This window comes from Chryseobacterium defluvii (assembly GCF_003634775.1).
In the GTDB taxonomy this organism is placed as follows: domain Bacteria; phylum Bacteroidota; class Bacteroidia; order Flavobacteriales; family Weeksellaceae; genus Chryseobacterium; species Chryseobacterium defluvii.
On sequence record NZ_RBXB01000004.1, the window covers coordinates 137,118 to 150,209 of the forward strand.

Genomic DNA, 13,092 nt, shown 5'->3' on the forward strand with positions numbered 1-13,092 from the left:
TTCCCAAAAATAGGTTTTTAATTTTAATTCATAAAATAAATTAGATTTTCTTAAAATGATTAATAAAATAAATATAAAAATCCCTCTCAAAAAATGAGAGGGATGAATGATATTGTCAGACTCTTTATATTCCTGCGGAATGACAAAAGCCGTTTATTTTTATAAATTCTCCAGAATAAAATCCGTCATTTTCTGATATAGTTGCGGTCTTGTCTGTCCTCCGTAAATACTATGATTCTTATCCGGATAAGCCATGAATTCGAACTGTTTTTTATTTTGGATTAACGCTTCTGAGAATTCCATGGAGTTCTGGAAATGTACATTGTCATCCGCAGTTCCGTGGATCATTAAGAATTTTCCTTTCAGTAAGCTAGCGTATTCTGTTGGAGAGTTTTTATCATATCCGTCAGCATTCTCCTGTGGTGTCCTCATGAATCGCTCCGTATATACGGTATCATAATATCTCCAGTTGGTTACCGGTGCTACTGCAATTCCGGCTTTGAAAACATCTGCGCCTTTGGTCATAGCCAAGCTGGTCATATAACCACCATAGCTCCATCCAAACATTCCGATTCTGCTTTTATCAATATAAGACTGGTTCCCGAACCATTTTGCAGCGGTAATCTGGTCTTCGATCTCATACTTTCCTAAATTCATGTAAGTTATTTTCTTGAACTTAACCCCTTTGTAACCGGTTCCACGACCATCCACACAAGCTACAATATATCCTTTCTGAACCAGATGATTGAACCATAGGGCGTTTCCGTTATCCCAGGAATTGGCAACCTGCTGAGAGCCCGGCCCCGAATACTGAAACATAAATAACGGGTATTTTTTGGATGGGTCGAAATTTTTAGGCTTCATAATCCATGCATTCATCTGATCACCTGCTGAATTTGGAATCGTAATGAATTCTTTCACAACAAAATTATCAGCCTGAAGTTTTTTCAACTGATCGTTATTATTCTGTAGTTCTTTTACTGTTTTTCCGTTTCCGTCTTTTAAAACATATGTGTGAGGCCTTGCGGCAGTAGATGAGGTTTCTATGAAATAATTGTAGTTTTTGCTGAAATTAGCTGCATTATTCCCTTCAGCATTGGAAATCAACTGAGATTTTCCATTTTCAATATTGATCTTGGAAATTACCTTGTTGATACTTCCTTTTTCAGTGGTCTGAACATAAATCTCTTTAGACTTTGGATTATATCCGTAATAATCGGTTACTTCCCAGTTTCCTTTTGTTACCTGTTTTTTAAGTTTCCCGTCTTTATCATACCAGTATAAATGGCGGTTTCCATCCCTTTCCGAACCCCAAAGGAAAGAATTATCCTCTAAAAATTCAAGAGTTGGACCATCCATATCAATCCACTTTTCATCTGTTTCAGTAAACAATTTTTGAACAGCTCCTGTTTTGGTATTGACTTTTAAAATATCCGCAGCGTTCTGAATTCTATCAGAGGTAATTAAAACAATTTCATCCGCTTTGGCCGTCTGAAGAACATTCGGGATATAATAATTCTTGAAAGAATTTAAATTTAGCGGAATTGTTTTTCCTGAATCCAAACGATATAATTGTGCGGTAACCACAGAATTTTTCTCTCCGGCTTTAGGATACTTGTAACGCATTTCAGATGGATAAAGAGATTTTCCGTAAATAGGAATGTAAATTTCCGGAACTTCACTTTCGTTTGATTTTACAAAAACAACGGCATCGGAGTTTTTCGTCCATTCATATTGTCTTGCATGCCCGAATTCTTCTTCATATACCCAGTCTCCCAATCCGTTAATAATTGAATTTTTCTTACCGTCAGTAGTAATCTGTGTGATTTTTCCTGAATTTAAATCCTGGTAAAATAAATTATTTTCAGCAATAAAGGCTACTTTAGTTGCATCAGGAGAAAATCTGGGCTCCTGGACAGGTTTTCCATCATTTAAGCTGATTACTTTTCCGGATTTCAGATCTTTTACATCAAATTTTCCTAAAAAAGAATGTCTGTAAATGGGCTGGCTGTCTTTCAGCAAAAGAATTTTAGATTCATCATCAGAAAATTCGTAGCTCTCGAACTGCCCGTCAATAATATTACCTTCCTTTTGAGAGGTTTTATAGGAATATTTGGCAATTCCGCCCTGTTCTATGACTAAATAATTTTCACCATTTTTCATAGAAGTAATTCCGGCAATCCCTTTTCCACGATAATATCCGGAATATATTTTATCTAAAGTGATTTCCTGCGCCAATACATTCTGAAAAGCAGCAGCAATAATAAGTGTTAATAAAATTTTTTTCATTGTAATAGTAAAGAAATCCAAAGATATAAAATATTGTGAAAAGATGTGGCAAGTACTGTAAATAATGTATTTTGTGAAAATAAATATTGTATGAAATATATCAAATATTTGTGAATATTTTAATTTTAGCGAATTTTTTAATTGTTTGTGTTTGAAATAATTAATTTTTTTTATTTAATTGATTGTTGCGTAAAACAGGAAATTATTTACATTTGTATAAACACAAAATGGTTTATGGCCTCACATTATAACTTTGAGAAAAAACTCTGCTTTTTCTTTGTATTCATCTTTTCATACCACTTTGCACAGGTAGGTACTGAAACTGCTAAAATTGACAGTCTTCAAAAAAAAGAATTTGAAAGATTACAGGAAATAGGAGACTTTAAGGGCATTGTCTTGCAAGAACAGAAATTGATCAAAAAATCTGAAGAACTGCATTACACCAAAGGGGTTATTACAGGATATCTCAATATCGCAAGTTCATTAGTTGTCCTTAACAGAAATAAAGAAAGTCTGCAATTTCTTGAAATTGCAGACCGGAAGTTGGAGGGCTATCATGATCCTTTGCTGAATACAAGATTGAATATAGTATATGCTAAAAATTATTTTGCTTTAGGATTATATAAACAGTCTAAAGATGCTCTTAAAAAAGCCGAAAGAATTTCCCACGTTATTACCGATAGAGAGGAAAAAAAGAAACGGCTATATCTTATCTACACTTGGAAAAGAAAGAATTTCAGTAAAATGAATATGCCGGATTCTATCTTTAAGATGGAGCGTAAAAGCCTTATGCTATCACCGGATCCTGAGCTCTATGCAGAAATCGCTGCAAGAAATCTGAACAATAAAAGAACAGATTCGGCAGAATATTACCTTGGAAAAGCTTTAGCATTGTGTCGTAAATGTCCTGTAAGACAAAAGGCTATTGTTTTAGAAACTTATGGAAAATTATATATAGAAAAAAAGGAATATGAAAAAGCCCTCGAATATTTTTTCGAATCATTGAAGATCAGCCAGAAGGGAGGCTTTACAAATGTAACCAGAGATACCTACAAGCTTATCTTTGAAACATACAAAATGATGAGCAATACTGAAAAAGAGAATGAATATTTGAAAAAGTATACTTTTCTGAACGATAGTCTCAATGCAGTGGACAAAAGTGTTTTGATGATTCCTATAGAAAAGCTTTTGAAAGAGCATGCACAGGCTGAGAAAAGAAGCAAGAGGAATCTTTACTATATGATTATCGGGATCATTTTAATCTGTATGGCTGCTATTTTAATTATCCTTACAATATATAAAAGAAAACAAGAGCAGAAGGATATACTTATTGTACAAAAAGAAGCGGAAACGGATATTCTCAAGAAGAAGCTAGATGATACACTGGAAAACGTAATGCAGCTTGCCATCAACAGAGATCCTTTATTCATTACCAAATTCAAAGAAACCTATTCCGAGTTTTATCATAACCTGACCCGGCAATATCCTGACCTGACATCTAATGATTTGAAATTCTGCGCCTTCGTAAAACTTAATTTTTCCAATAAAGAGATTGCAGACTACGGGAATATGTCCATCCGGACAGTAGAATCAAAAAAATACAGGCTACGGAAAAAAATGAATCTTCCTTCTGATATTGATTTTAATGGATGGATAGCATCGTTATCATAAATATTTAATTTGTAATAATGTATAAAGTATGGTTCAATTTTACAACGTAAAAAAAATATTATGTGCTTTCTTTTTATTATTCTCTTTATATTATTATGCACAGACAGGATTGGCAAATACAGCTCAAATTGACAGCCTGCAAAAGTCTGTTTTTGATAGAATGATGAATCGGGGTGATTATAAAGGAATAGTCCTGCAGGAGCGGAAACTGATTTTGGATTGTCAAAAGCTCAATTATATCAAAGGGGAAACAGTAGGATACCTTAATCTTGCACATGCATTATGTGCACTGACAAGTAATAAAGAGAGCCTTTATTTTCTAAACATAGCTGATAAAAAGCTTAAACACCTTCATGATGATGCACTGAAAGCTCGTATGAATCATTTATATGGAAGGAACTATTATTTTCTGGGATTATATGAGCAATCAATTAAAAGTTTTAACAAATCTTTAGAGTTTGCCTATAAAATAAAAGATAAGGAAGAAAGAAAAAAAAGGATGTTTGCTGTCTATGACTGGAAAAGGTCAAGTTTTGGCTATTTGAATATGATGGATTCTGTTTATAGCAATGAGCGGAAATGTATGCAATTTCCTACACCAATGCTTTATATAGATATTGCTGAAAGACATTTGAAAACTAAAAATATTGATTCTGCTGAATACTATGTAAATAAAGCCCATAATCTTGCATTGTCAACTAAAAATTTATTTGAAGGAAAGTCCAACGTATTAAGAGCTTATGGTGAATTGTATATTGCTAAAGGAGAAAATGAAAGAGCATTGAAGTTTCTTTTTGAATCGTTGGCGATTACCAAAGAAATGGGAAACAAAAGAAGAAATCTTGAAGCCTATAAACTTATTGCCGAAGCTTATAAAAATATAAATGACGTTGAGAAGGAAAATGAATACCTTGAGAAGTATGCAAAATTAGAAGACAGTATTACTCTGGCAGACAAGGGCATTCTCAATATGTCCATAGAAAAATTCCTCAATGAGTATACAGAAAATGAGCAGAAAAATAAGAATAAACTCTACTATATTATTATTGCAGTTATTTTAGCAAGCACTGCTGTTATTCTTATTCTGTTTAATGTATATGAAAAAAAACAAAAACAAAAAGAAGCTAGGCTCAACCAAACTGATCTTGAGACCCATAAACTCAGGAAAAAGCTGGATTCTGCGTATGAAGAAGTAGTACAACTGGCGATCAGCAGAGATCCGTTATTCATGACAAAATTTAAAGAAGTCTATGCTGAATTTTACCATAATCTTATTTCTGAATATCCTAATCTTACGGCCAATGATATAAAATTCTGTGCAATGGTAAAGCTTAATTTTTCGAATAAAGAAATTGCACAATACGATAATATGTCTATCCGTACCGTAGAATCAAAAAAATACAGGTTACGGAAAAAGTTAAATCTTGCGGCAGATACTGATTTTAATGGGTGGATCACGTCATTATAGTAATTTATTTAATCTTATAGGTTATAAACAAAGTTCAATTAAAATTCTATTGATACTCAGATACAGGAAGTTTTTATAATGACACTGATTTAACAGCAAGGCCATGATCTTCCCAAAACAAACAATCCGCATCTGAATATCATCAATCCTTTTGCTGGGATGACCGTCTATGATAATGTGAAGCACCAGCTGGCAGTTTTCAATGGAACAGTATGGTCTTTCTGGAAACCTTAAATTTTACAATGCAAATGAAAAATAACAGATTCTAATTCCATAATGAAAAGCATCAGTTATTAATAGTTTGCATTAGAGAAAAATAGAGTTTAATGGTCAATATGCTACCTACTGCAATTACACTGCTATTTTTACATAACCTTCTGTTTTTTAAATATTTATTGTATTGCAGTGTAATTGCAGTAGATGTATTTCCCTGTCTTAGCATTAGTTTTGATTGAGTTTTTGCATCAGCTTAAATATTCTGGTTTGGATGTTTGGGAAGATCAAAATCAAAAAACACTTAAGAAAAAAAAACAGATGAAAAAAATTATTACCCTTTTAGGGCTTATTCCTTATAGGCCTCTTTTTGCTCAGGCTGGTAATGTAGGGATTAAAACCACAGCACCTGATTTTAATTGTAATATTGCAGTATTGAAATTCGGAGGTATAGGTAATTATACCAGAAAAAAACTGCAATTTTTAATTAATTTCTTTGTTCTATGTTTATTCCTGTCAGTAGGTACAACAATAGTAAAAGCTCAGGATACAGATGGAGATGGTATTGCCAATACAATAGATGCTGATGATGATAATGATGGAATTCTGGATACAGATGAAGGATCTGTTTGTTCAAACAACATTTTACAATGGACGCAGGTCGAAAGTGATCCCCTGAGAAGCGGCTTTACCTTTGGCTATGGCGCAGACCCTTATGTAGGTGAATACTCGGACACAAGGGGTACTACGATTGCTACGGCAGGCTTTTCAGTTCCCGGTGCCACTATTACAACCAATCAGTTATCTTTTCAGTTTTCCTTTGATGATTATTCCCACGGAGTAACCACCGAACTTTGGATCAATGGAGTGCTGTACATGCGGATTGTTATTCCTGATGATAACAACCCCAGTCTTTACTATGTAGCAGACTATACCTCTCCAACAGTCTATGCGCCGGTAACTTACTTTAACGGGGCCAGTGGAAATGTTTCGCAGGTAGCGGAGTCAAAACTAGATCCGCCGGCCAGTACAGGCGTAGTTGTTAGAACACCAATTGTGGTCACTTTCCCTACTACACAAATCCTGGCATCAGGCAGTATCCAAATCCGGAATATTTCCCAACAAAGCTTGGCCGTTGCCGTTGAACAAACAGGAGATTACAACTACTGGATCAGTATGCCTTACTGCTACCCAATGGATACAGATGGAGACGGAATTCCCAATCAATTGGATTTGGACAGTGATAATGATGGCTGTTTTGATGCCTTGGAAGGAGATGAAAATGTTACTGTAGCCCAACTTAATGCTAATGGAAGCATTAACAGTGCAGTAGATGCACAGGGAGTTCCGGTTTTGGTTAACAGCGGAGGTGCGGCAGATGTTGGAAGTGACCAGGGACAGGGAATAGGAAGTTCAGCGAATTCGGCAATCAAGGATATCCAGTGCTTACCAAAATTCGGATGTACTTCCAGTATGTACCTTTCCCAAACGAATACCCTGTATAATATAGGTGCTTCAACTAATCCTTTTACATACACACAAATTGGTACACCGGCTGCTTCAGACTATAATGCGATAGGGATTAATCCGCTTGACGGTTTCATGTACGGAATGATTAGCAGCTCCAGGAAAATTATCCGTATCAATGCCGATGGTACCTATACTGATCTTGGAACAGTTGGGGGACTTCCGGGAGGTACTGCTAGCTATACTTCCGGAGAGATTGATAATTTAGGGAACTATTATATAAAAGTAGGTACAAATAACAACCAGATATATAAAGTAAACCTGACTACGTTAACTGCTACATTAGTTACACTTTCAACCAGTGTTACTTTACCTGATATGGCATATAGTGTAACAACAGGACTTTTATATGGTGTTAACTCGGCCAACGGACAACTGGTATCCGTTAACCCGACTACAGGAATTGTAACTCCAATCGGAATTGCTCCGGGAGCTGCAAGTTTCGGAGCCATGTTCGCATCCAATACCGGAGAAATATTTGGGCTAGACAGTGCTGGTGGCTTTTACCAGTTCAATCTTACCACGGGACAAAGGGTTCTGATCTCCAATGCACCTGTCAGTTCAGGAAATGATGGGGCGCATTGTGTTACCTCAGCTATATCTTTCGGCACTGATTTGTATGTTACCAAAACGGACGGAACATTGAATTATACTCCGGGAACTACTACTACTTATACTATAGTTGTAGGGAATAACGGACCATTTGGAGTTTTAGGGGCTACTGTTTCAGATGCTGTTCCTGCCGGAATTCCCGCTGCGAATGTCAGTTATACTGCAGTTGTGGCTGGTGGAGCTACTACATCCGTATCCGGAACGCAATCCGGAGCAATTAATGATCTGGTGAGTCTCACGGTTGGAGGAACTGTAACGTATACTGTTGTAGTGAATATCCCTCTTGCTTATTCAGGAAACCTTGTTAATACGGTAACGGTTACTCCTCCTTCTAATACAACTGAAATTAATAATGCCAATAATACGGCAACAGATACAGATATCCAGGCAGTATGCTACAAACCTGCAGTGACAGCCGGAACAGCACTGGATACCAAGCATGGGATTACGGCATTAGGAAGAGCAGGAGTTAACATGGGCAACTGGCCGATGGTGAGAAAAGGAGCCTGGACGGCTCTTGAATCTAAAACCAAAGGATTTGTAGTGAACAGGATTCCTACTACCGCTCAGGTAAATGCTATTGCCAATCCTGTAGAAGGAATGATGGTATATGATGAAGAAGCTGACTGCTTAAAAATCTATACCACTACAGATAATGGTGCTACATTCAGCTGGCTATGCTTTACCACACAAACGTGTCCAAATTAATACAACATTCAATAATTGATAACAATAAGAAGATGAAAAAAATATTCATACCTATATTTGCCTTTATTTCCGCCTGTGTTTATTCACAGGTGGCCATAGGCAAAAGCTCAGTAACAAATTCCTCTGTTTCTTTAGAATTCGGAAATACTGAATCAAAAGGACTCCTGTTACCTTGGGTAACCTCTGCAGGAGCAGTATCAGGAGCCGTGGATGGGACTATGATCTATGACACTGCGGATAAAAAAGTAAAATACAGGAAGAACGGCAGCTGGTTTGATCTTAGCACAGATACAACAGGAACAGTGAATACAGTGTTGCAGGATCCGCTTTCGGAGCAGGCAACTGCAAAGACCGTTATAGGATCTAATGCTGTAGCAGATACGACTCCGGGCATTCTGGTATTATCAGATACCAATAAGGCCATGATCCTTCCCAAAGTAGACAGTCCGCATTTAAATATCATCAATCCTGCCCCGGGGATGATCGTTTATGATAATGTGAAGCACCAGCTGGCTGTTTTCAATGGAACAGTATGGTCTTTCTGGAAACCTTAAATCTTACAATGCAAATAAAAAAATAACAGATTCTAATTCCACAATGAAAAGCATCAGTTATTAATAGTTTGCATTATATAAAAATAGGATTTAATAGTCTACAGGCTACCTACTGCAATTACACTGCTGTTTTTTACATAACTTTCTGGTTTTTAAATATTTATTGTATTGCAGTGTAATTGCAGTGAATGTATTTTCACATCAGAGCATTAGATTTGCTTGAGTTCTTGTATTGGATCATAATATCCAGGACCAGATAAAAAAAATAAAAACAACTAAGTAAAAATGAATACAGATGAAAAAATTTATTACCTTTTTAGGGCTTATTTCTTATGGAGTCCTTTTTGCTCAGACCGGAAATGTAGGGATTGACACAACAGCACCTACAGAACGACTAGATATAGGCTCCGGAAATGTGCGAATACGTGATATCAATACCAATAATGGGGACAGTACTACCGATAAACTGGTAGTAGCAGACAGCAACGGCGTTTTAAAAACGGCAACCAAGCAACCTTCTCTGCTGCAGGGTGGTACTTTTGCAGATCAGGTAACCACCACACAAAGAGCCACATCAGCTAATGGTGTTAATGATATTGTAGATATGATGTCAAAGACTTTTATAGTAAGTAAAATATCTATTGTCACACTTTCATATCAGCTTTCCTGGAATATCCCATCCTTACCAGGACTTAATGAACCTGGTCTAAAAAAAGTAGGTTCGTATTTGTCTTTTACAGGTTTGCCATCAGGAAGCAGTTTATCTAATGCTCCATTTGCATATCAATCTATTCCATTGAATGTGACATCCGATTTGGGAGTAGCAGGATTCAATGTTTTCTCCAGTTCGCATACTTTGCAGCTAACACCGGGAACATATACCGTAACCCTTCGCGGAGAATTCAGAAATCCTACGACAACCAACCGATCAATTGATTTTGGAGGCAGTGGCACTGATTTTTTAACCATTACTGCAATAGGAGTCAATTAAATTAAATAAATAGGATGGTTTACATGTGATCAATAAACTTAATCCTGTAACAGGTCGGGTCCAGTGACACAGGTGATATTGAGAAGATTAAATCAAAAAACACCTTACTGCATTTACACTGCAGATATTGTGTTTTGTGTGATAAAACAAGGGTTTGTATTAGTGAGTGTAAATGCAGTAAGGTGTTTTTTGATTTGACTTAATAGATTTGTTCCGGTTTTGATAGGTCAGGTTAAGTCTTTACTTCTTAAATTATTTAGTACAATAAAATTACACTTGATACCATTTTGTTTTAGATTTTTTTAGTTGGTTTGATAGTGTAGGGATTGATACTTAAATAAAAATGTAAAAGATACTAGTAATGTAGTAATGCTTTTTAGAAGTAAAATGGAGAATAATACGATTCTAAACCACAAATAATGATGAAATAGGTATAGTTCATAACATCCAATGGACTATACCATTTTAAAACAACATTAATTTTTAAATAATATAAGCCATGAAAAATTTACCAGCTTTAGCATTATTCGCATTCTCAGGGTTTGGATATGCACAAACCGGGAATGTGGGCATCAATACCGTTCTGCCGGGAAGTACTCTTACGGTAAGCGGTTCTATAGCAGGGCAATATAAAAATGTTTCAGCTTCAACAACACTTGGGGTCAATGACTTTTATATGTCTTTTAACGGATCTTCTGCAGCAACATTTACTTTGCCTGCAGCAACGGCAGCCGCTCCTGCAGCAGGAAATATCCTGGGCAGAATATATTACTTTAAAAATGTAGGAACAGCCAATCTTACAATTGCAGCTAATGGGGCTGAACTTATTGATAACCAATCAGGAACAGGTGTTGCCGGTATCTCTGTTACTCCGGGAGGGTATGCTATGCTTATTAGTAAAGGAACGGCAAGCGGAACAACCTGGGAAGTCTCCCTTTTAATTAATAAAACAACCCCTACCATAGCAGCATTGGGAGCTACGGATACGTATAGTTTTACCGGAGCGGCTTTTACCAATTTTAATAGCAGTATTCCACAGGTTATCCCTTTTTCGGCGGGAGATATTATTGTAAACCAGGGAGGCTCTGCGGTTTGGAATGATGCCGGAGATTACTGGCAGATTTTGGAATCCGGGGTGTATAAAATTGAGGGGTATGCCTATTTTGGAAGTGGGGGTGTAACTTCAGGTACATACCAATGGTCGGGGATTAACCTGAATATTACTAAAAACGGAACATCTACCAGCAATATTATCGGAGGGAATAGGGCAAATATTATGAAAGACATTGCAGATGCTGCCAATACACCGATTACTGTGAATTGTATAGTGCATTTGAATGCCGGAGACAAGGTTTACCTCACTATGAATTGGGCATTCGCAAATAAACCTACTACAAGTGCAGATATTGGTATACCTGCATCTTTGAAAGAGAGCAGGAATTTTTCTCTTCAACAATTATCAACACCTTAAACATTATGATATTAAAAAACACAAATGATGAAAAAATATAATGTACCAGACTGTCGCCAGGAGATTTCCTTCAGGATCAACTCAAGCCAACAGCTATGCCTATGCCAACACGTAGAAGCTTGTTATGGCTTATGAAAGCACCTCAGTTGATGAAAAAAGTTACTCTGTTCATTAATTATATGGGTGGAGATAGTTATTCTACCCAAAGCTGCTTTATGAACAAGCCTCATAACGGTAACAATTTTGGATTTAATTATGACCAAGCTCTGAGATCATCAGGTTATAACTTAATTTTTATTCTATGATATAAACTTTTCAATAAAAAGACCTTGTGTGGATATCGAAAATATTTTCACAATACAGGTTACATTAATTAAAAAAACATACACAATGAAAAAAAATGCAATTATTTTAGGGGCAATTTTGGCCTCAGCGTTCTCGTTTGCCCAGGTCGGAATAAACACGACGACCCCTAATCCTGATGCTGCTTTAGACGTAGTATCCACCAACAAAGGTATTCTCAACACACGTATTGCCTTGAGCTCCACAACCAGTCCTTCACCTCTTAGCGCTCACGTAGCAGGAATGATGGTGTATAATACGGCTACCGTATCAGACGTAACCCCCGGATTGTACTACAATGATGGTTCCAAATGGGTAAAAGCCGGAGGCGGTGCAGCGGCCAGTGCGACCATGAATGTTACCAATCAAACCGGGAACTATACAGCACTGCCGACTGATGATATTATTTTATACACCACTGCAGCCGGTCCGAATCCTGTTTTAACCTTACCTACAACCGGGGTGCCTGTCGGTAAGAGAATATATGTCTCAGTTTTAGGAGCTGCTTCTGTGGAAATCAGTCCGTTACCAAGGGAAACAGCTAATCAGCTATGCTATCCTGGACAGGGTAATATATTAATTTACACAGGGAATGCTGCTTCTCCATGGTCTCTTATATCAGGTTATTAATAAAAAAACACAACAAAAAACACAACAACAAAAAACACTTAAAGATGAAGAAAGAAATCAGACAAATTATTTTAATCGCCGGGATAGTATGGGGCGGAATAGCCCAATCACAGATTAGAATAGCAAACAGCGCCACCAATATGGCTGTTTCCGGAAGTTCGGCATTTATAGATGCCTCTTCAAACCCTACCTACAATTCCTCTACGAATGTAGGGAAAGGACTTTTATATCCAAGAGTAGATCTTACTACTTTTACCTCATTCGGGGGGGTGCCGATAGGGATCCCTACCTCTTTTCCTACTTATTATGACGGCTTTGTGGTCTACAACACCAATGTGGGCGGAGTAGCAGGAGTAGGGACAACACAGGGAACATTAACCTCGGGATTCTGGTATTATGACAATAAATCAGGAACCATCAACGGAGGAACATGGAAGCCTCTTAGCCCGGCAGCAGCAAGTACTCCTACAACGAATACTTTAACCAGCACAGCCAATATCCTGACTTCTACTATTAACGGAGTGACAGCATCTGCACCTGTTATCAATACCAATGCCCTCTCCTTGTCGGGAAGCAGTTTGAGCAGTACTGTTAACGGGGTGGTGAGTAATGTGGT

Annotated in this window: 8 protein-coding genes and 1 pseudogene; 8 read left to right on the plus strand and 1 reads right to left on the minus strand. The window is 37.0% G+C overall.

Annotation, left to right across the window (positions count from 1 at the left end; all coding sequences use genetic code 11):
- Window positions 1-159 precede the first annotated feature (159 nt).
- Window positions 160-2,289, minus strand: a complete 2,130-nt coding sequence (locus BCF58_RS17155; RefSeq protein WP_121463053.1) for a S9 family peptidase — start codon at window positions 2,287-2,289, stop codon at window positions 160-162.
- A 234-nt stretch (window positions 2,290-2,523) separates the two neighbouring features.
- On the opposite strand from BCF58_RS17155, the gene BCF58_RS17160 reads away from it, so the two are divergent.
- The 8 genes and pseudogenes from BCF58_RS17160 to BCF58_RS17195 all read left to right on the plus strand — a co-directional run.
- On the plus strand, window positions 2,524-3,960 hold the full coding sequence (locus tag BCF58_RS17160) for a tetratricopeptide repeat protein (RefSeq protein ID WP_121463054.1): 1,437 nt from the start codon (window positions 2,524-2,526) through the stop codon (window positions 3,958-3,960).
- Between the two features lie 28 nt (window positions 3,961-3,988).
- On the plus strand, window positions 3,989-5,428 hold the full coding sequence (locus tag BCF58_RS17165) for a tetratricopeptide repeat protein (protein WP_121463055.1): 1,440 nt from the start codon (window positions 3,989-3,991) through the stop codon (window positions 5,426-5,428).
- A gap of 534 nt (window positions 5,429-5,962) precedes the next feature.
- Complete coding sequence (locus BCF58_RS17170) at window positions 5,963-8,488, plus strand: DUF6923 family protein (RefSeq protein ID WP_170149050.1); 2,526 nt, start codon at window positions 5,963-5,965, stop codon at window positions 8,486-8,488.
- A 32-nt stretch (window positions 8,489-8,520) separates the two neighbouring features.
- On the plus strand, window positions 8,521-9,042 hold the full coding sequence (locus BCF58_RS17175) for a hypothetical protein (RefSeq protein WP_121463057.1): 522 nt from the start codon (window positions 8,521-8,523) through the stop codon (window positions 9,040-9,042).
- Between the two features lie 295 nt (window positions 9,043-9,337).
- Window positions 9,338-10,033, plus strand: a complete 696-nt coding sequence (locus BCF58_RS17180; protein ID WP_121463058.1) for a hypothetical protein — start codon at window positions 9,338-9,340, stop codon at window positions 10,031-10,033.
- Between the two features lie 499 nt (window positions 10,034-10,532).
- Entirely contained in the window at window positions 10,533-11,504 is a 972-nt protein-coding gene (locus tag BCF58_RS17185) for a hypothetical protein (RefSeq protein ID WP_121463059.1), read from the plus strand.
- 390 nt (window positions 11,505-11,894) lie between these two features.
- The gene (locus BCF58_RS17190; RefSeq protein ID WP_147462077.1) at window positions 11,895-12,476 is read left to right on the plus strand and encodes a hypothetical protein; all 582 of its coding nucleotides are present in this window, start codon (window positions 11,895-11,897) and stop codon (window positions 12,474-12,476) included.
- A gap of 44 nt (window positions 12,477-12,520) precedes the next feature.
- Window positions 12,521-13,092 (plus strand): annotated as a pseudogene (locus BCF58_RS17195) (hypothetical protein); the annotation flags it as partial.

What these genes read in the sequence shown, in the direction of transcription:
- BCF58_RS17185 (WP_121463059.1), top strand. Translation starts at nt 10,533, where the DNA reads ATGAAAAATTTACCAGCTTTAGCATTATTCGCATTCTCAGGGTTTGGA.
- BCF58_RS17175 (WP_121463057.1), top strand. Translation starts at nt 8,521, where the DNA reads ATGAAAAAAATATTCATACCTATATTTGCCTTTATTTCCGCCTGTGTT.
- BCF58_RS17190 (WP_147462077.1), top strand. Translation starts at nt 11,895, where the DNA reads ATGAAAAAAAATGCAATTATTTTAGGGGCAATTTTGGCCTCAGCGTTC.
- BCF58_RS17165 (WP_121463055.1), top strand. Translation starts at nt 3,989, where the DNA reads ATGGTTCAATTTTACAACGTAAAAAAAATATTATGTGCTTTCTTTTTA.
- BCF58_RS17155 (WP_121463053.1), bottom strand. Translation starts at nt 2,289, where the DNA reads ATGAAAAAAATTTTATTAACACTTATTATTGCTGCTGCTTTTCAGAAT.
- BCF58_RS17170 (WP_170149050.1), top strand. Translation starts at nt 5,963, where the DNA reads ATGAAAAAAATTATTACCCTTTTAGGGCTTATTCCTTATAGGCCTCTT.
- BCF58_RS17180 (WP_121463058.1), top strand. Translation starts at nt 9,338, where the DNA reads ATGAAAAAATTTATTACCTTTTTAGGGCTTATTTCTTATGGAGTCCTT.
- BCF58_RS17160 (WP_121463054.1), top strand. Translation starts at nt 2,524, where the DNA reads ATGGCCTCACATTATAACTTTGAGAAAAAACTCTGCTTTTTCTTTGTA.